Origin of the sequence: Apilactobacillus waqarii (assembly GCF_019061205.1) — a bacterium.
Classification (GTDB): Bacteria; Bacillota; Bacilli; order Lactobacillales; family Lactobacillaceae; genus Apilactobacillus; species Apilactobacillus waqarii.
Genome location: NZ_JAHQYH010000001.1, coordinates 188,701 through 209,314 on the forward strand (window position 1 = coordinate 188,701; position 20,614 = coordinate 209,314).

Sequence of the window (20,614 nt, forward strand, 5' to 3'; positions counted from 1 at the left end):
AATGATAGATAATAAAATCAAGAAGGTATTAATTTTAGGTGGCGGACCTTCTAAAATTGGTAGTGAAACTGAGCTTGATGCTGCTGCATTTCAAATGATGACAGCCTTAAAGAAAAACGGCGTTCAAGTCCTAGTGATTGATAATAATCCTTTTTCACTTACACTTTCAGAAGTTCAACCGGCTAATGTATTTATAAAAGAAATTAATTTAAAAAATGTTCTTGATGTAATTAAGAAGGAATCTCCTGATGCAATTATTCCAATCGCAGGGGGATTAAGAGCAATTCATGTTACGCAGGAACTATTAAACCAAGGAATTCTAAGCGATTTAGGAGTCCGTGTTTTAGGAATCTCTAAAGAGTCTTTAAAGGTTATTAATAATCCAGATAAGATGAAGATTGCTATTAATAGTATTGATGAACCAGCAGTACCTTCTAAAATCGTTAGAAGTGATTCTGAAGCATTTGAAGTCGTTCGAGAAATTGGGTTCCCAGTTAACATCAAAAAAGTTAATCATAAGGAAAGTACTGAAAGAATCATCTGTAATAACGCAGAAGAACTTTCTGACATGCTAGAAGAAGAATTTGAAGACGACAGCGTATGTATCATTGAAAAGAGCATCGTTGGTTACAAACAAATCGAAACTGTTGCGGTTAGAGATCAAACCAACACCAAGATTCTAATTAGTGGTTTGGAAAACATCGACGCTGTTGGTGTCCATTCTGGTGATTCAATCGTAATTTCTCCAGTTCAAACACTTGGCGATATTGAGTACCAAAGCCTAAGAACTGCAACATTTAAGATGATGGACTTATTGAACATCGTTGGTTTATGCCATATTCAATTTGCACTAGATCCTAATGACGGTAGCAATTACTACATCACAAAGATTAATCCGATGATTAATAGTAGTTCAGCACTAGCTGCTCGATCAACAGGTTATCCATTGGTTTACGTATGTACAAATCTTTTACTAGGCAATTCATTGCCAGAAATTCAATTGCATGCTAATTATCACCGTTTGACACCAATCATGGAACCTACATTAGACCACGTAGTAATTAAGATGCCAGTCTGGCCATTTGATAATGTTCCAGAAGCTAATCAACATCTAAATACTACTATGAAGTCTGTTGGTTCAACCATTGGGGTAGGTAGAACAGTTGAAGAAGCAATGTTAAAAGCCTTGCGTAGTTCTCAGTTCTCACCTCGTGATGTTCTACCAAGCATGTACGAAATCAGTAGTGATGAATTAATCAGTCAATTGATTCACCCTAAGTCAGATCGTTTATTAGTGCTAATTGAAGCACTAAGACGTGGTTACCAAGTGGATGAATTAGAGGAATTAACCAAGATTAACCAATTCTATTTCTACAAACTAAAAGAATTATTGGATGTAGAAGAACTAATCATTAAGGAACCTATGAAACTAAGCACCATTGAAGTTGCTCATGATCATGGTTTTGGTGATGGTATGATGGCTGAAACATGGCATCAACCAATTGAAAAAGTGAGAGAACTATACCATGCTGCTGGTGAATACCCAACATATAAGGCAATTGAACCTTCAGCTGGTGAATTTGATCAAAACATTCGTTCTTTCTACAGTAGTTATGAAATTGAAAACGAATCTAGTCAAGAATCAGAAAAGACAGCTTTAGTAATTGGTCGTGGTGGTAACAAGCTGGGACCTAATACAGCAGCCGATTACTACACAGCTGAAATGCTAATCCAACTACACAGAATTGGTTACAAGACAATCGTGATGAATAACAATCCAAATGCCTTATCATTAAGTCCGCAAATTAGTGATAAGCAATACATTGAACCAATCCAATTAGGTGCAATTCTAAATATTATTGAACTTGAAAAACCGGTTAGAGTATTCATTCCTGGAAACAGACATTTCCTACTAAAACAATTGAAGAAATACACTGATTTAAATGTTCAAGTATTGCCACCTGATCAAGAAACAGGAGTTGTTTTACCTAAGGATGTTACCTATGCATTAAACTTCTTTGTGACTCAAGATGAAAGTTACTTTATCTCAACAGAAAAGCTAATTAGTAATAATAAGAGTGACTTAGATTACGTAACTGCATACGAGACGCCATATGTCTTAGATAATGAAGCATTACAAAGAGATATTGAAGAATCTAAATCACATATTCAAAGTTCCAATTGGATTGGATTAGTTCAAATCTTGTTTAATCAAAACAAGAAGGGCGAATCAGAGTATGTTGGTATTAGACCACTACGTTTAACTGAGACAATATTCTTAAGCAGAGCAACTGGAATTAATTGGGTTAGGGCACTTGTTCGTTTCTACACCAAGAGATTGGATATTAACGAATTAATGAAGAATATGCCTGATATGTCTAACAGAGTTACTCATATGCAAGCAACCTTCCCATTCAAACAATTAAACGTCAAAGTTGATCATGCTAATAGTTCCCAAGAAGTAGGGGCTAAAATCAAATTTAGATTAGTCGATGATAAATAAAAAGCATTCCATTTTGGAATGCTTTTTTTAATAGACGTAGATGCCCTTTTTTACTTAATAAATCCGTCTTTTGTAATTGTGATGTTCTTCTTAAATGAAGTACTGCCAGAGTCGGTTTCACTAATACCAACAAATTTGTTATCGTTAACCTTTTTTAAATTGTAAAGTTTGATGTTAACTTGTTCTTCGTCATACTTGATGTTGAAAGTAATTTCGCCACCGTTATTTTTAAAAGTTCCGATATCATCACTGTAATTGTTTGGATTCTTATAGATTCCATTTAGATCAGATTTATCTTCAGCAATTAATACTTGGTTATTCTTGTTGAAATATAAATATGTAACATCCGAGTCTTGGTTTACCATTTTCCAAATAACTTTTTTGTTTTCATCAGCTTTTACAAGCAATCCAGCGTTGTTGTTTGTAAATTGATAGAACTTTCCATTATCAATGGTGTTTCTGATTCCTAGAGCAACCAATATAATTATTATCCCAATAATTAAATATGTAGATTTTTTTAACTTTAAAACATTCATTTTGCTTCTCCTTAAAATTTAAGTATGAATGCATTTTATCATATGAAACTTAAAAACCAACGTTATTAGTCTTATCAAAATTATCTTATGTATTTAGGGCGTCTCACACTGCACGCAAATGTATAACTATACATATAAACATTTTAACGTGCAGCAGAGAGCGTCCTATTTTTTGCTATTTATTGTATTTAATTACATCTACATCTAAACCAAGGATTTGGTTAGCTTTCTTGTATAAATCAACACCAGCATCCTTATTTGAAGTAAGTAGGTGGAATTCATCATCAGAATCCTTGCTAGCTAAATCCGTATCAATCATACCGTTATTGGTATAGAAACGGTATCTAGCATTTCGCTGTTTAGGATTATCAGAATCGACTAAAACAGACTCAGATTCAAGGATAAATCCATCCTTAAACCTTGATTTCAAGGCGTTTATGGTAGATTTTCCTAAACCGTTACCACGCATATTAGTATCAATAGCAAGATATAATATGAATGCTTGATCGTCAAAATCAACAAGATAAATAATGCCGACATTTTTAGCATTTAACTGAATTAACAGCATTTGAACGGAGTCATTAAAATTAGCAATATTAGTTAAATCATTGAAATCAATTCGTTGATTAGTTGGAAACGAATCTGAATAAAGATCTAACCAATAACTTGAATCATTATTATCAGAGAGATTGCTAAAGGTAATCATATATAAATAAAACCTCCAAAGAATTTATACAAATCATATCATAAACATATTACGGGAATATATAAATCAAATTAAGTTATAAATAAATGTAAAATTGAAAATCATTGCTACTTCTTCTTTTTAAGTCTACTTCGCATAATATATATTATGTAAAGTAGATAATTTTAGATAAATTGAGAAGTGTTCTCTGTATTCCCCATCAATAATTGTATTAAAAAAAAGCATCCGTATTGGATGCTCATATTATATTTAATATTCTCCTTTTAATACACGCCAGTAGTTTCTGACAAATAACATTGCTATAACTATAATTAATACCACAGCTGTTGTTATAAACCATAAATATATTGCTTTAGCAATTAATGCAATTAAACCTTGTATTACATAGCTAGCTCCATAATCGATCATAATTATTTTCCTCCTTTATGGTTTTGATACATACGTTCTGGATGATAATAATTGATACCTTTATCATGGTTCATGTAAACATTGGTAAGTGTTTGTGCCATCACTAAACCACCCATAACAATAATAATGATTGACCAACCCATACGACTGATCACAGATGCATGCTTACGTTGTAACCACATTAATATAATAAATAATACTATCGCACTGATTATTATTAAAACCCCATATTTGAACGTGTTTGATAAATCATTATGATAGATTTCCTCAAAATGTTTAGGCGTCATACTTGGTAAAAAGAAATATGCACGTTCCAATGAGTTTTGAAATGTTTCTAGTGCAACACCAATCAATGCTACTAACCATGCTATTGCAGATGAAACCAACAAACCATATAAATCTTTTAATGATTCAATTGTTCTTAATCGTGTCTCTTTTAGTACTTCCTGATTAAACATTGCTAAAATCTCCCTTTATACAACAAAAGCACCCGAAACGGATGCTTTTAGTTATTGATCTAGTTCATTGATAATATCTTGTTCAATTTTACGTGGATTCTTTAATGGTGAGTAACGTTTTACAAATTCACCATTTTTATTAATCAAGAATTTGGTGTAATTAAATTTAATACGACCCTTACCAGATGCTGACTTCAAGTATGTAAATAATGGTAGTTCATCTTTGCCATTTACCTTTGCTTGTTTAGCCATTGGGAATGTAACCCCATAATGTAATTGACAGTATTCGCTGGTCTTTTCATCACTATTTAATTCCATGTGGAATTGATTTGATGGTACACCGACTAAGACAAGTCCTTGATCCTTGTACTTATCATATAAGTATTGTAAATCCTTTAATTGTCCAGCAAGACCACACTTGCTAGCTGTATTAACTATTAAGATAACCTTACCCTTTAAATCACCGAAATTGATGGATTGACCATTCATTTCAGTTAACTGGTAATCATAGATTGTACTCATAATTACACTCCAAATCTAAATTATTTCCAACGAGATTTTATCAACTTTTGCATAATTGGATTACCTAGCACAACTACTAGTAGCACCATTTGAATTGGTGTTGTAATAAGTTGTTTGATCAATCTAGTCATTAAGAATACCCTGAAACTGTATCCAGCTGTCAATGTTGACATTGATAACCATAGAGTATTCAAGAAAGTATTTACTAATAATGTAATGACCAATTGAGCCAAAATAGCTTTCCATGGACTGAACTTTTCATTTTTGTATAAGAATAAACCAAAAATGAAAGCTGATAGAACGGCTGATACTGTAAATCCAGGCAAATACATTTGACCGCTTAGGATCGTAACGAATACGTCATATACCCCACCTACGATTCCTGCTACGATTGGTCCGTACATTGAAGCCAATACAGCAGTAGCTAAAAACGAGAAAGTAAATACAATGATTGGTGTATGTATACCGACTCTTCCTAAAACATAAGTCATTGCCATTAAAATAGCAATTGTAGCGGCGTCCCTTACGTTAATACGCGGAACCCTGAATAAAGTTGAAACATTCATCAAAAGACATCTCCTAGTGGAGCTGCCACTCATATAATTATAAAAGTTGATATTATAAAAAAGTTGTGGCGAATGCGGTAGTTACATCGCAACCTAAGTTTTCGTCAGGCGTTCACATTCCGTTCCGCCTGCACTTTACGCATAACTACCTACTCCCAAATTTTTTGTTACAACTCAATATTATCATGTTTATAACTACAAAACAATTACATTCATCGTTCAATTATTTGAATTGTCTCATTTGTTCAACTAGATGAACTTGGTTTACAACAAACTCATGTGTACGGCAAACGTAGTCATTTTCCCTACCTAACTTAGCGATGTAACCATTAATGTAATCAACTTCTGTTTCCCTACCTTTTGAGAAGTCTTGATACATTGAAGGATAATGATATTTTAGAGTATGACTGGTATCAATAACGGATTGAACCTGTTCATCTCTTGTTTCATCCATATAAATCCCCGCTCTTTCACACGCATCAAATGACTCATTAAATAGTTGTCTTGCCATTTCTGGTGCTTTTGGATATTGAATGAACTGTCCCATTTGGACTTCAAACATTGTACAAAGAGTGTTAACAACAGCGTTAAACACAACTTTAGTCATACACATGTTAATCCAGTTATTGGCCATGATTGGGCCTAATTTCGCTTCTTTCAAGTCATCGTATAAGTTCTTAACAGTTGCATCCGGTTTTTTATCATTATATGGAGCTAAGTGCATTGCTTCTCCATTTACAGGTCCCATGAAATCAACATCTCCAGGTCCATTTAAAACAGTCGCAATCATCGCGGTACCACAAACGATTTTATCTTTATCAAAATATTTTTCGATTTTATCAAAATGCCCCATTCCATTCATCGCAGAAAAAGCATATTGATCATCATGAAAGATTCCAGCAGCACTATCTCTCCTAAGTTCTTCTTCCAGTTGCATTTGTTTTTTAAAAATAATCCAAACATCAGGATGACCCTTATAATCTTCTGGATAATAGATATTAATCGGCACCAGATGTTTATTTTCGTGGTCACGTGAAACGTAAACACCACCTTGTTCCTTTACCTTTTCAATATTAGGTTCCCATGTTTCGATGAAATCTACTTCCACGCCGGCATTCTCTTGCAATAAAACACCATACCTGTATCCCATTGCTCCTGCTCCAATAATTCCGTATTTCATAAACAACACCTCATATCTTTATAAGTTGTTATGAGTATAGAACTAATTATTAGAAAAAGCAACGTATTTTCTAATTGTTTTTTAATAATAAAAAGAACTAGTCAACACTAGTCCTTTTTGTCAGTATCTATCATCCAAGCTAAAGCAAGTGATTTGTTACCTAAATGGGTACCAATAACAGGTCCAAAGTAACTTTCTTCAATGCTCATCTCTGGATATAACTGTTGAATATTTTCTTTCCATTCATGTCCAGCTTCTGGATCATTACCATTAATCACGATTGCTTTTAATGGATAATCAACCTTAGAAGCAGCTTCTTTGAAGATTTCTTCAGTACGTTTAAGTGCCTTCTTACGAGATCTTACTTTTTCAAATGCCACAATTTCATTACTCTTCTTATCGAAAGTTAGTAATGGCTTAATCTTAAGTATGCTTCCTAGAAATGCTGAAGCATTTGATAATCTTCCACCTCTTACAAGGTTTTGTAGGTCATCAACAACGAATACTTCATCAATTGTGTCTCTAACGTGATCTAAATGTTCAATGATTTCATCTACGCTAGCCCCCGATTGTACTTTCTTTGCAGCTTCCATTGCCAAGTTACCCATTAGTTTTACTGTAATCTTTGAGTTATAAGGAATTACCTTAATGTTTTCAATGGTTGGTGCAAGCGCTGACAATGAATTGTAAAAACCAGAAATGGTACTTGCTAAATGAATACTGATTACAGTGTCGTAACCTTCATCTGCCAATGAATCATACAAGTTAATCAACTCACCCATTGGTGGTTGTGATGTACTCGGAAATGATTGCGAGTTTTTTAGTTTTTCATAGAATTCATCCGTTGAAATGTTGCTGCCTTCTTCATAGCTTTTACCATCAATCATTACAGGCATATGAACAATATGAATTCCATATTTTTCTTGTTCTTCTTTTGATAAATAAGAAGTACTATCTGTTACGATTGCAATTTTCATTATCTTTCATCCTTTTTCATAATACATACGATTATTTATAAGTAAAATTATAACATTAAAACATATTTATATCATGAGAACTCTGTTATTTTTGCTAATTTGCTTGCATATCAGTTATACTAGAATGTAATACTTTGTACGAAAGAGAGATGAGATAATGTCATTTGATGGATCATTTACTCATGCAATGACTGGTGAATTAAATCAATTAGTTTCAGGTGGTCGAGTATCCAAAATCAACCAACCATATGATAACGAAATTGTATTAACAGTTCGTTCAAATCATGAAAACTATCCAATTTTAATTTCAGCCAACCCTAACTATGCGCGTGTGCAAGTTTCAAAAATTCCATATGTTAACCCGCACACACCAACTACTTTCACAATGACATTAAGAAAACATCTTAGTGGATCAGTTTTAAAGAAAGTATCCCAAATTGATAACGACCGTGTAATGATTTTTCATTTCACAACTAGAAATGAAATTGGTGATTTAAAGGAAATGCGTTTAGTCGTAGAAATCATGGCTAGACACAGTAATATCATTTTAGTAGATACGCAAGATGATATGCGAATCATCGATGCAATCAAACGAATTGGTGCAGATAAGAATAGATACAGAACTATCTTGCCCGGTGACACATACATCACCCCACCAAACCAAGACATGGTTAATCCATTTGATGAAAACGTTGACTATCAACAAATAGAAGACTTAACCAAGGAATTCCCTAACCAAGAGGTTCTATCCGCTGAACTACGTAAGAGAATCCAAGGACTTGGTAAAGACACATCACTATATCTTGCTCAAGCAATGCATGAAGATGGTACCGTCAAAGATAAGTTTGATAAGTTCTTCGATCATTTTAATAATCCAATTCCAACCATGATTGAACATGGTAAGAGTAATAGTTTTAATGTTTATCCGTTTGAAGATAATAACATTCAATATGATACATTAAGTGAATTACTAGATAACTACTACGAAACAAAGGCTAGATTGGACCGTGTTCGCGAACAAGGTGGCCAATTAATTAAGGTTGCTAGAAGTGAATTAAAGAAGAATAAAAATAAGAAGAAGAAACTTGAAAAGACCTTGGATAATACTAAGTATGCCGATGAATACCGTATTAAGGGTGAAATTTTAACCACATACCTATACAAGATTCAAAAAGGAATGACTAAAATTTCCCTACCTAATTTCTATGACAATGGAAACGAGATCGACATCAGTATTTCTAATCAATTAACTCCTTCAGAAAACGCGCAAAAGTACTTTAAACGTTATCAAAAGGAAAAGAATGCTGTTTCATTTGTGACGGAACAATTGAAGAAAACCAATGACGAAATTGATTACTTTGAAAATATTCTTTCTCAAATTGAGATTGCCAACCCATCCGATTTAGACGACATTAAAGTCGAACTAAAAAACGAAGGATATTTAAAGCATCATAACAATCGAAACACTAAGAATAAAAATAAGAATACCAAGATCAGTAAGCCTGAAGAGTTCATTACTGACAAAGGCATTCACATTCTTGTAGGTAAGAATAACCTTCAAAATGATAAGTTAACAATGAAGGATGCTGATAAGCGAGATACTTGGTTGCATACACAAAAGATTCACGGCTCTCACGTTATCATCAAGGACTTCAATCCAGACGACGACACCATTGAAACTGCTGCCATGCTTGCCGCATACTTCTCTAAAGCAAGAGATTCAGCAACTGTTCCCGTTGACTATGTTCAAGTTAAAAAAATCAGAAAACCAAATGGTTCTAAACCTGGATTTGTTATTTACGAAGGTCAAAAGACCATCTTTGTAACGCCAAGTAAAGAATTCGTTGATCAATTAAGAGAAAATAAATAAAGGGATGCATATTTTATGCACCCCTTTTTATTTTAAGTTTTTATATAAATAGAAAATCAATTCAATCACTACTATCATAACGGAAACATATCTAATCATGATTTCTTTCATACTATGAACTTTATATCTAAATATGCCCTTCTTACGTATGATTTTACGATTTCCTAATGGATATAGCCATCTAATTCCTTCAACCGAAAAAGCATCTAATAGTTCATGCAAGAAATATCCCAAAACCAACGTAAAATAAAAGTATCCCATCACTTTATATCCATATACTCTTATTCCATTTAGGATTGGGCTATTAGAGCTGTAGCGTGCTAAAATAAATAGGAAGGCTGGTATCCAAATACTGTGTGACCAGGTTCGATGACCCCATAAAGTTAACACGTATGTTTCTACACCGGTTTTCTTATTTATTCTAGTTTGTCTTTGATCAATATCAGGAAGTTGACTACCAATCCATACACCAATCGCCTCAGTTATGATAATTGGTAATGGTTGATTAGTCGAAATGGCATATCCCATCATTACTGCTTCTGCTGAAGCAATATGCGTTTTTCTTAGCGCCAAAAATAACATTCCTTACGTATTTAACATTAGACAACTATTTTATCATACATAGGTTTATTAGGAGGATTTTTAATTGAAATATACTAAACTAATGGCCACTCTTACTATTGGACTTTCATTAGTCCTAAGTGGCTGTGCAAATAATAGTAACGAAAACACTGCTACCAAGAGCAGCAAGTCATCAGACGTTACCAAAGATTTGCCCAATACGAATACAAGTGATTTAGCGTCACTTAACTATCAGAATAACACGTCAGCAATCATTACCGTGAATAATGATGCATCTAACCTAAAAGCGTCTGATTGGAAATACAATCATGTAGAATACACCAATCTTGATTCCTTAAACAGAACATCTGAAGGTAATACTGCCTACCTAGAAAAGCGTAATATTGCCAACGACAGTCTAAGAACCAGACAAGTGGTTCAACCAACTGGATGGCATCAAAAGTTCGTTAATAATGATGCTATTATTAACCGTGGTCATGAAATTGCTTACAGTTTATCTAAGGGAATCAGTGTAAATGGTAAATACGAACCATCAGTACAATCTGGTGATCAAAATAATTTGAAGAACCTATTTACGCAAACTGCATTCAGTAATCAAAAACTACAAACCATTTACGAATCACAAGTAAGAGAAGCACTTAGAAAAGATAAAAAGGTCATTTTCCAAGTTACCCCTATTTTTAGAGGAGATGAATTAATGGCTCGTGGTATTCATATGCAAGCTATTTCAACCGATGGAAGTCTGAACTTTAACGTTTACATCTTTAATGTTCAACCGGGTGTTGAATTCGACTATTCAACCGGTAGATCAAAGATAAATAACGAGATTAAGGTACCTACACCTGCAAACGCACCATCGTTCAATAATCACCGTAACTCATACAGAAAACACCACTACGTAAGAGATGCCGTGGTAGCGGGTGTCGTTCATCACGAAATTAAAAAGCACTACGAAAGAAAGTACCGTAAAGAATACAAGAAAGAAACTGAACATCGAACATACCATTCACGTCACCACTATTACAGACATAAGTATTAAAAAAAAGGTTCCTAGCATAAGCTAGGAACCTTTTTTATTATTATCTTATTTAGCCCACTTTGTATCCTTGAATTGTTGACGGCCACCTAATTCTTCAATTTGAGCTCTTAATGGGTTCTTCTTGTAGAAATCTTGGTGATAGTCTTCAGCTGGATAGAATGGTTTAGCATCTTCGATTGATGTAACGATTGGTTCATCAAACATGCCACTTTCAGCTAGTTGCTTCTTTGATTCTTCAGCAACTTTTCTTTGTTCTTCACTGTTAACGAAGATAACAGGACGGTAACTGTCACCTCTGTCTTGGAATTGACCAGAAGCGTCAGTTGGATCTGTTTGTCTCCAGTAAATTTCGACTAAATCCTTGTATGAAATTACTTCAGGATCAAATGTAATTTCAACGGCTTCAGTATGACCTGTTGTATGGCTACATACTTGTTCGTATGTTGGGTTTGCAACGTGTCCTCCTGTGTAACCTGAGATAACACTTTCAATTCCTGGTTGTTGATCGAATGGTTCAACCATGCACCAGAAACATCCTCCTGCGAAAATAGCTGTATCTTTACTCATAAAACAAATCTCCTTTCCTATTTAAATTCTGCAGCGTATTGGCCGTAGCCTTCTTCTTCTAACTTATTAACTGGAATGAATCTTAGTGATGCAGAGTTAATGCAGTATCTCAATCCACCCTTGTCTTTAGGACCATCAGGAAAAACGTGACCTAAGTGTGAGTTAGCTTCGCTACTTCTTACTTCGTTTCTTACCATACCATGTGAGGTATCTAAATTACTCTTAATGCTACTTTGTTCAATTGGCTTAGTAAATGCTGGCCAACCACATCCAGAGTTGTATTTATCTTTTGAAGTGAATAAAGGTTCACCTGATACAATATCTACGTATAAACCATCTTCAAAAAAATCATCATATTCATTTGAAAATGGCATTTCTGTACCGGCGTTTTGAGTAACTTCGTATTGTTCATCAGTTAGTCTACTTCTTAATTCTTCTTCACTGTATTTCTTCATAATCGTAACAGCTCCTTTTGTTTGATCTGATATATCCGATGGATATATATATCGTACACGACATAACTATAATAATAATGATTATAAAAAATAATGCAAATTATTAGCACAGAAAAATATATTAATTAATCCTTCCAATATGCATTACCAGCAAGTGCCATTAAGATGTAATAAATGTACTTACCGACGTTTGCAAAGTTGAATTGGCTAATTGCCTTAGCTAGTTGAATAAAGTCGTATAATAGCCAGAATTTCCATTGTGTAGATATCTTCATTGCATTCATTATATTTGCGATCAATGAAATTCCGAATACAAAACTAGTTAATACATATAAAACGAAATCAGATGAATTTAAACTACCGTATCCAATGTAATTAATACCAAAACTGAATGCCAATGATAATAATGATAATAGTACGAAGACAATTTGTCCCTTTTTGGTATTCATAAAATCAGATTTCTTGAATTTATCAGAGTTAGTCCAAGTTCTAATTGCCCAAATTTGGATAACAAAACTGATTGGATAAGTTAGGATTGCACCATGGTTTCCCAATAGGTAATCAATTGCACATCCAAGAATGATTTCAGGAACACCAATCCAGTTACCTAGGTTACTAAAACGACCGACTAACCTAGTAGACATGATTGACATGCAGGCGTCAAAAGCACTAATTAGTCCGAATGGAACAAAGATTGCCCAATGGCCCCAATGAGTTACATCGTTTAGTGATTCGAATAAATAACCTGAAAGAAACGCTGATAAGAAAATAATTGCGATTCCTAATAAATCCATTGTCTTTGAAGTAGCTAAATTTCTAAATACCTTTACCATTTTGAAGATCTCCTATTGTTTTTATTTGAGACAGCCGTATTCCGGAAGCAACGCTGTCAGATATTTTTTTATATAAAGAAAGGACACACCCATTAGGATGTGTCCTTTAAATACGTCCTAGTATTAGTCTAAAACATCAGTTAATTGAGGAACAACTTGTTTCTTTCTTGATACAACACCTGGAAGTGCAATTGTATCTTCTGAAACTTTTTGGTTAAATGCTTTTTCTACAGCATCCTTTGGTTCACCATAAATGATGGCTTCAGAGTTACTGTCTAATACGTTGGTAGCAATTACTAAGAATAAGTCATAACCTTCTGCTTTGGCTTCTTCTTCCATTGCCTTTAATAAGTCTTCTTTACGTTTTAATACGTCGTTTAAATCAACAGTGTTGATTTGGTCGATACGCACTGCCTTACCACCCATAGTGAATGACTTAGCATCACCGTCGATTAGGTCTTTGTCAGATCTAGCATCAACGTTAGTACCAGCCTTTAGCATCTTGATACCGTATTCTTCAGCATCAACCTTAGCAATCTTAGTTAATTCAGCAACAGCCTTTTTATCAACATCAGTAGTTGTTGGTGATTTTAGTAATAAAGTATCTGAAATGATTGCTGAAAGCATTAGACCAGCTAATTTTTCAGGAATTTCAACGTTCTTTTCGTTGAACATTTCAAATAATACAGTACTTACACAACCAACTGGTTCAGCACGGTAGAATACAGGCTTTTCAGTGTTGAAATCTGCAATTCTGTGGTGATCAACTACGTGAGTAACTGTTAATTTATCAATATCTGAAACACTTTGTTGAGGTTCATTATGATCTACTAGCATAACTGAGTCTACTTCTGATGAAGCTTCAGTAATAACACGAGGTGCTTCTTGACCGAAGTAATCTAAAACAAATTTAGTTTCTTCGTTTGGAGTACCTAGAGCAACGGCTTCAACGTCGTATCCTAGTTTATTTTGTAAATATGCATATTCGATAGCTGCACAAATTGCATCAGTATCTGGACTTTGGTGTCCGAAAACTAATTCTTTAGCCATAATAAAACTTCCTTCGTATTTTTAGTAGTTGTCCTTTAATCTTGATAGGTAGTCTTCTTCATCTAAGAAGGCATCAAATTCGTCTAAGAATGAACCAACACGAGGAATCATCTTCTTGTTAGTTCTGTAAACGAACGCTAAATCAAAATTGATATTTGGATTCAAACGGGCAACCCATGTATTATTATCTTCCAATGTTTTGACATCTTTGTCAATCATAAATGAACTTGGAAGAGCAGTATTTAATCCAGTATTAACAGCAAAACGTAAAATTTGGTCTGGAGTTGAGAAGCAAGCGCCACTCTTAGGATTATCTAGAAGTTGATCTTTGTATTCAGTCTTTAGGATTGAATCTAAGAAGTAATCTTCTGGATAAGTAACCCAAGGACGATCCAATGTGTCCTTAAACTTAATCTTATCCTTACCAGATAATTTTTCGTTGTGGTGAATGTACATTAAGTCATCGCTCATGATCTTTTGAGCTTCGTATGGCTTCCAGTTCTTAATTGATGAATCTGGTAAGTACATGATTGCTAAATCAATACGGTTGTTTTCCAAACTTTCCCAAATTTCCTTACGAGTTAACATTCTTAGGTTAACCTTTAGTTCAGGATTTTTCTTGTAAAGTTGAGCGATGAACTTTTCAAAAACTTTAACTTGGATTGATGATAGAACACCAATGTTAATGTCACCAGTTGATGCACTGTTTGATTGTTCAATTTCATCAGCAGTTTGGTTTAAGATTTCATAAATATCCTTAGTTGACTTAAGCATAATGTTACCGGCAGATGATAACTTTAGCTTTTTTCCAATTGAGTAAAATAATGGAGCGCCAACTGTCTTTTCTAACTTTTTAATTTGTTGAGTTAATGCAGGTTGCGTAATTCCCAAAATTTGCGCAGCCTGAGTGTAATTCATAGTTTCTGCTAATTGCAAAAAGTAAGAAAGTGTCTTAGAAGAGAAAATATTTTCTTGCTTAGTTTTTTTCATGCTTATACCCCTATATCATTTATTACATATTATTATCTATTAATAGTTCATTAAAATATAATAACCTATTCATCATAAAATAACAATATATTTTATGATAATAATAATAAATTTCTATTGGAGTTATATTACTTAATATTCGCCACTACTTCGGGATGTAACACAGCCATGCTGGTTGGTGTACCTTCAGCATCGACATCCATAACAGCAGAACCGTTTGATTGACGATCATTTACTGGATGGTCACCTGGCATAATATCATGGACACGGCGTCTATTAGTAAATACTCTAATTGGGTTAAAGCTGTCAGTGGCCTTTTCTAGTTTTACAAAGTCAACCAATTCATGTGGGTTCTTCTTCAATGATTTTAGAACTTGAACCCCTCTTCTTGCACGACTAGCAAGAGGTACTTCATCTACCTTCATGTTCTTGTAGAATCCGCGTTGGGTAATCATCCCTACCTTATCGCCTTGTTCTACCAGTTGCACATCAACAACTTGTTCTTCATCCCTAATGTCCATTGAACGAACACCAGTAGATCTTGCACCAGAATATGATACTTCATCTAATTCAAAACAAGTAGCTAGTCCAACGTTAGATGCAATAAAGACATTTGGATTAGCATTTGCATCTGTTAGGTAATCAACATTAACTACATTTGCACTATCATCTTTTAGTTTTTCAAATACAGCTGGTCTTGAACGGTAATTTCTACCGGGAGTTAACTTATCAAACTCAGTTTGTTTGATGTATCCGTCACTAGTAGAAATTACAAACTTACCAGTTTCTTTCAATGTCTTAAATGACATGACTTTCATGATTTCTTCGTCATCGGCTAGACCGATAGTTTGAGAAATATGTTCACCGGTTTCTTTCCAACGAGCATCTGTAATTTCATGAACTGGACGATAGATTAGATTTCCTTTATTAGTAAACATGAATAAGTGTTGTAGTGTAGTCATTTGTTCTAAGAAGATTGGATAATCATCTTCCTTTAGACCATTTTCTTCAACTTCTGAAGCTTTATATGAACGAACACTACTACGTTTTAGGTATCCATCATGACTTACTAGCACAACAACATCTTCTTCTGGCACTGTGATGGTCTTACTAATCTTAAGTTCTTCAACTTCTGCTTCAATCTTAGTAAGACGATCGTTACCATAAGCCTTCTTAATGTCTTTGAACTCTTTGGTTAGTACCTTATTTAGTTCGTTCTTATCATTTAGGATGGTGTTGTATTCTAGAATATCTGCACTTAACTTATCTTTTTCGGCTTGTAGTTCAACTACATCGGTATTAGTTAAACGGTATAGTTGTAACTTAACAATTGCATCCGCTTGTTTTTCTGAAAAGTCGAATTCAGAGATTAAGTTATTACATGCATCTTTTCTGTTATCACTTGCACGAATGGTCTTAATAACTTGGTCTAAAATTGATAAGGCCTTAATTAAACCATCTACGATGTGTTGTCTGGCCATTGCTTTGTTTAAGTCGTACTTAGTACGTTTAGCAACAATCAAGCGTTGGTAATCTAGGTATGATTCTAGGATTTCCTTTAATGATAGACGTTCTGGTCTCATCTTATTAATTGCAACGACGTTAAAGTGATAATTGATTTGTAGATCAGTGTTCTTAAATAGGTAGTTAAGAATACCGGTTGCATCAACGTCACGTTTTAATTCGATGGCAATTGATAGACCGTTTCTATCACTTTCATCCCTAACTTCAGCAATTCCGTCAATCTTCTTGTTAATTCTGATTTCATCGATTTGCTTAACTAGTTGTAGCTTATTAACTTCATATGGTAATTCACTGACACGAATAAGAGTCTTGTTACCACGTAGTTCTTCAACATCTGTCTTAGAACGGATGATAATCTTACCGCGACCAGTTTCATAAGCCTTCTTAATACCGTCTAGACCTTGTACGATTCCACCAGTTGGAAAGTCAGGTCCCTTAATGAATTGCATTAAGTCATCCAAAGTAGCGTCTGAATGCTTTTGTAGGTAAATCAAAGCATCCAATACTTCAGATAGGTTGTGAGGAGGAATTTCGGTTGCATAACCTGATGAAATCCCGGTTGCACCATTAACTAATAGATTAGGGAAACGAGATGGTAATACTGTTGGTTCATTTTCGGTGTCATCAAAGTTAGGCACCCAATCAACAGTATCCTTATCAATATCTCTTAGCATTTCAGAAGCAATCTTACTTAGACGTGCTTCTGTATAACGCATAGCCGCAGCTGGATCTCCATCCATTGAACCATTGTTACCGTGCATTTCGATTAATGGTTCTCTGATTTTCCATTCTTGACTCATACGTACTAATGCTTCATAGATTGAACTATCACCATGGGGATGGAAGTTACCCATAACATTACCAACGGACTTAGCTGACTTTCTAAATCCCTTGTCATAAGTATTTCCGTCCTTATTCATGGCATATAGAATACGACGTTGAACCGGTTTTAATCCGTCACGAACGTCTGGTAACGCTCTTTCTTGAATGATTGACTTAGAGTAACGACTAAATCTCTCACTCATGATTTGTTCAAGCGTTAGTTTTTCAATAACTGAATGATTAACCACTATAGTTCCTCCTATCTACTCGTTTTCTGTTTCTTTGGTGGTATCTAAGATACTGCCATCTTCTTCAAGCGTGAACTTAACGTTTTCTTCAATCCATTCACGTCTTGGTTCAACCTTGTCACCCATTAATGTAGTAACACGTTTTTCGGCTAATGCAGCATCGTCGATTTGAACTTGAATTAATGTTCTGTTTTCAGGATCCATAGTAGTTTCCCATAATTGATCAGCATTCATTTCACCTAGACCCTTAAATCTTTGAAGAGCTGGGTGTTGACCGAATTCCTTTAACTTTTCGGTTAATTCGTCATTGGTCCATGCGTAATCAACATGATTCTTCTTACCGGCCTTTTGTTGAATCTTGTATAGCGGTGGTAGTGCAATGTAGACACGACCTTGTTCAACCATTGGGCGCATGTATTTGTAGAAGAATGTTAGTAGTAGAATTTGAATATGAGCACCATCATCATCGGCATCGGTCATGATAATAACCTTGTCGTAGTTGGCATCAGAAATGTTAAATTCAGGACCTACTCCGGCACCAATGGTGTAAATCATGGTACTAATTTCTTCATTTTTAAGAATATCGTCTAGCTTTGCTCTTTCGGTATTTAAAACCTTACCTCTAAGTGGCAAGATAGCTTGATGTTTTCTGTCACGGCCTTGCTTAGCAGAACCTCCGGCAGAGTCCCCTTCGACTAGGAACAATTCATTCTTAGAAACATCCTTAGATTGAGCTGGTGTTAGCTTACCTGATAGTAAACGTTCCTTCTTATGTTTCTTCTTACCATTTCTACTTTCATCTCTGGCCTTACGCGCAGCTTCTCTGGCCTTACGGGCACGAAGGGACTTATGAACCAATTCATGGGCGAATTCACCGTTTTCCATTAGGTAGTAACCTAATTGTTCAGAAACGATGTTATCGACGATAGAACGCACTTCTGGGCTTCCTAGCTTTTCCTTGGTTTGTCCTTCGAATTGAAGCATTTCTTCGGGCACCTTAATAGAGATGATTGCTGATAGTCCTTCACGAACATCGCTACCATCTAAGTTCTTTTCTTTATCTTTAAGTAACTTCACTCTTCTAGCAAAATCATTGAATGATTTAGTCCAAGCACTTCTAAATCCTGATTCATGCGTACCACCATCTTTGGTACGCACATTATTAACGAATGATAATGTGTTTTCTGTATAACCATCGTTGTATTGTGCGGCAACTTCTACTTCAACACCATCTTTTGATCCGTCAAAATACATAATGTTACCTAATGTGTGTTTGTCTTCATTTAAGTATTGAACGAATTCCTTGATTCCATCTTTAAAGTAGAATTCATCGCTTCGTTCTTGACCTTCACGTTCGTCAGTTAAAGTAATTTTAATTCCGTTTAACAAGAAGGCAGATTCTCTTAAACGCTGTTTTAGTATTTCATAGTTATAAATTGTGGTAGTAAAGATTGCTGAATCTGGTTTAAATGTTACAGTTGTTCCACTATGTTCACTTGTCTTACCAATTTTTTTCAAAGTTCCAATTGGTTGACCACCATTTTCAAAATCTTCTTCATATTTGTAGCCATCTCTTACGATTGTCACGCTTAAGTGAGTTGAAAGTGCATTAACAACACTTGATCCAACACCGTGTAGTCCCCCTGAAGTCTTGTATCCACCATTTTCGGTGAACTTACCACCGGCATGTAGCACGGTTAAGATAACTTCGGGAGTTGGCTTACCTGATGAATGCATTCCCACTGGCATCCCACGTCCGTGGTCCACCACAGTTATACTATTATCGTTATGGATAGTAACGTCAATTTCGTCACCATATCCTGCTAATGCTTCATCGACTGCATTATCTACAATTTCGTATACCAAATGATGAAGACCCTTGCTATCAGTAGAACCGATATACATACCAGGGCGCTTTCTAACTGCCTCCAGACCCTTTAGGACCTGGATGGAGTCATCATTATAATTTTCTGACTTCTTAGCCATCGTAACGCACTCCCTTTCATACAATATAATATATTACATTATTTAAAACGCTTTTAAAAGGGAATATTAAACGTCCTATACAGAGAAGATGTTGTCATAATGCTTAAAAATGGTAAAATTAATAGATAGTTAATTTTTGGGAGGAACCATTTTTGAAAATCATAATTTTATTAATTGTCGCCTACTTGTTAGGGGCAATTCCTAATGGAATCTGGATTGGCAAAGTCTTTTTCAATAAAGATATTACCAAGTTAGGTTCTGGAAATATGGGAACCACCAATACATTTAGAGAACTTGGTAAGACTGCCGGTGCTGTTGTTATGGTTTTAGATATTCTAAAGGGTACAATTGCAACATTGCTACCAACATTCTTCCATATCTCTAACGTATCACCAATCGTATTTGGTTTATTCGCTGTATTGGGACATACATTATCAATCTTTGCTAAGTTTAAGGGTGGTAAAGCCGTTGCTACTAGTGCCGGAATGTTACTAGCAATTCATCCAATCCTATTCTTGTGTGCTTTTATATTCGAAATTTCATTTACTTACCTAACTAGTATGGTTAGTGTAGCAAGTATGATTTCATTTCCATTAATCACAATCTTGATTTTATTGGATCATGATTACGTACTTGGCGTTATTGGTATTATTCTAACAATCTTTATTTTCATTAAGCACAGAAGTAACATTCAACGTATTAAAGAAGGTAACGAAAACTTAGTTCCATTTGGTTTGGTATACAAACATCAAAAAAATAAATAAACACAAAAAAGCACTGCTTAATTGCAGT

The 20,614-nt window shown here is 34.7% G+C and carries 20 protein-coding genes and 1 riboswitch; of the genes, 4 read left to right on the top strand and 16 right to left on the bottom strand.

Annotation, left to right across the window (positions count from 1 at the left end; genetic code table 11):
• Position 1 precedes the first annotated feature (1 nt).
• Complete coding sequence (locus tag KTJ72_RS00915) at positions 2-2,503, top strand: carbamoyl phosphate synthase preATP-grasp domain-containing protein (RefSeq protein WP_249419523.1); 2,502 nt, start codon at positions 2-4, stop codon at positions 2,501-2,503.
• 50 nt (positions 2,504-2,553) lie between these two features.
• Here KTJ72_RS00915 and KTJ72_RS00920 read toward each other — a convergent pair whose 3' ends face one another.
• The 8 genes from KTJ72_RS00920 to KTJ72_RS00955 form a co-directional block, all read right to left on the bottom strand.
• The gene (locus tag KTJ72_RS00920; protein ID WP_041152252.1) at positions 2,554-3,039 is read right to left on the bottom strand and encodes a hypothetical protein; all 486 of its coding nucleotides are present in this window, start codon (positions 3,037-3,039) and stop codon (positions 2,554-2,556) included.
• Between the two features lie 175 nt (positions 3,040-3,214).
• Positions 3,215-3,745: a GNAT family N-acetyltransferase gene (locus KTJ72_RS00925; RefSeq protein WP_217303911.1), complete on the bottom strand. Its 531-nt coding sequence runs from the start codon at positions 3,743-3,745 to the stop codon at positions 3,215-3,217.
• A 249-nt stretch (positions 3,746-3,994) separates the two neighbouring features.
• Positions 3,995-4,153, bottom strand: coding sequence for a hypothetical protein (locus KTJ72_RS00930; RefSeq protein ID WP_155368122.1), 159 nt, complete (start codon positions 4,151-4,153; stop codon positions 3,995-3,997).
• Positions 4,154-4,155: 2 nt separating this feature from the next.
• Positions 4,156-4,611, bottom strand: a complete 456-nt coding sequence (locus tag KTJ72_RS00935) for a hypothetical protein (RefSeq protein ID WP_217303912.1) — start codon at positions 4,609-4,611, stop codon at positions 4,156-4,158.
• Between the two features lie 51 nt (positions 4,612-4,662).
• Complete coding sequence (locus tag KTJ72_RS00940; RefSeq protein WP_041152249.1) at positions 4,663-5,133, bottom strand: glutathione peroxidase; 471 nt, start codon at positions 5,131-5,133, stop codon at positions 4,663-4,665.
• A gap of 20 nt (positions 5,134-5,153) precedes the next feature.
• Positions 5,154-5,699 (bottom strand): folate family ECF transporter S component, encoded by a 546-nt coding sequence (locus KTJ72_RS00945; RefSeq protein WP_041152248.1) that lies wholly within the window; start codon positions 5,697-5,699, stop codon positions 5,154-5,156.
• 64 nt (positions 5,700-5,763) lie between these two features.
• Positions 5,764-5,858, bottom strand: a riboswitch (THF riboswitch).
• Between the two features lie 64 nt (positions 5,859-5,922).
• A complete protein-coding gene (locus KTJ72_RS00950; RefSeq protein ID WP_041152247.1) occupies positions 5,923-6,879 on the bottom strand; it encodes a ketopantoate reductase family protein in 957 nt (318 codons plus the stop codon).
• Positions 6,880-6,986: 107 nt separating this feature from the next.
• Complete coding sequence (locus KTJ72_RS00955; RefSeq protein WP_217303913.1) at positions 6,987-7,856, bottom strand: DegV family protein; 870 nt, start codon at positions 7,854-7,856, stop codon at positions 6,987-6,989.
• 157 nt (positions 7,857-8,013) lie between these two features.
• On the opposite strand from KTJ72_RS00955, the gene KTJ72_RS00960 reads away from it, so the two are divergent.
• Positions 8,014-9,726: an NFACT RNA binding domain-containing protein gene (locus KTJ72_RS00960; RefSeq protein WP_217303914.1), complete on the top strand. Its 1,713-nt coding sequence runs from the start codon at positions 8,014-8,016 to the stop codon at positions 9,724-9,726.
• A 27-nt stretch (positions 9,727-9,753) separates the two neighbouring features.
• Here KTJ72_RS00960 and KTJ72_RS00965 read toward each other — a convergent pair whose 3' ends face one another.
• Positions 9,754-10,299, bottom strand: coding sequence for a metal-dependent hydrolase (locus KTJ72_RS00965; RefSeq protein ID WP_217303915.1), 546 nt, complete (start codon positions 10,297-10,299; stop codon positions 9,754-9,756).
• Positions 10,300-10,372: 73 nt separating this feature from the next.
• Here KTJ72_RS00965 and KTJ72_RS00970 point away from each other — a divergent pair, with 73 nt between their 5' ends.
• On the top strand, positions 10,373-11,347 hold the full coding sequence (locus tag KTJ72_RS00970) for a DNA/RNA non-specific endonuclease (RefSeq protein WP_430385408.1): 975 nt from the start codon (positions 10,373-10,375) through the stop codon (positions 11,345-11,347).
• Positions 11,348-11,392: 45 nt separating this feature from the next.
• Here the strand turns inward: KTJ72_RS00970 and msrA are convergent, their stop codons facing one another.
• The 7 genes from msrA to parE form a co-directional block, all read right to left on the bottom strand.
• Positions 11,393-11,914, bottom strand: a complete 522-nt coding sequence (gene msrA / locus KTJ72_RS00975; protein WP_034531164.1) for a peptide-methionine (S)-S-oxide reductase MsrA — start codon at positions 11,912-11,914, stop codon at positions 11,393-11,395.
• Positions 11,915-11,931: 17 nt separating this feature from the next.
• Positions 11,932-12,369 carry a peptide-methionine (R)-S-oxide reductase MsrB gene (msrB, locus tag KTJ72_RS00980; RefSeq protein WP_041152243.1) on the bottom strand — a complete coding sequence of 146 codons (438 nt, stop codon included), beginning with the start codon at positions 12,367-12,369 and terminating at the stop codon, positions 11,932-11,934.
• Positions 12,370-12,494: 125 nt separating this feature from the next.
• Complete coding sequence (locus KTJ72_RS00985) at positions 12,495-13,202, bottom strand: nicotinamide mononucleotide transporter (RefSeq protein WP_041152242.1); 708 nt, start codon at positions 13,200-13,202, stop codon at positions 12,495-12,497.
• A 123-nt stretch (positions 13,203-13,325) separates the two neighbouring features.
• Entirely contained in the window at positions 13,326-14,252 is a 927-nt protein-coding gene (locus KTJ72_RS00990; protein ID WP_094751157.1) for a manganese-dependent inorganic pyrophosphatase, read from the bottom strand.
• A 21-nt stretch (positions 14,253-14,273) separates the two neighbouring features.
• The gene (locus KTJ72_RS00995; protein ID WP_041152240.1) at positions 14,274-15,242 is read right to left on the bottom strand and encodes a LysR family transcriptional regulator; all 969 of its coding nucleotides are present in this window, start codon (positions 15,240-15,242) and stop codon (positions 14,274-14,276) included.
• 128 nt (positions 15,243-15,370) lie between these two features.
• A complete protein-coding gene (parC, locus tag KTJ72_RS01000) occupies positions 15,371-17,839 on the bottom strand; it encodes a DNA topoisomerase IV subunit A (protein ID WP_430385411.1) in 2,469 nt (822 codons plus the stop codon).
• Between the two features lie 12 nt (positions 17,840-17,851).
• Complete coding sequence (parE, locus tag KTJ72_RS01005; RefSeq protein ID WP_034531173.1) at positions 17,852-19,822, bottom strand: DNA topoisomerase IV subunit B; 1,971 nt, start codon at positions 19,820-19,822, stop codon at positions 17,852-17,854.
• Between the two features lie 152 nt (positions 19,823-19,974).
• Here parE and plsY point away from each other — a divergent pair, with 152 nt between their 5' ends.
• Complete coding sequence (gene plsY / locus KTJ72_RS01010; protein ID WP_217303917.1) at positions 19,975-20,586, top strand: glycerol-3-phosphate 1-O-acyltransferase PlsY; 612 nt, start codon at positions 19,975-19,977, stop codon at positions 20,584-20,586.
• Positions 20,587-20,614: the final 28 nt, after the last annotated feature.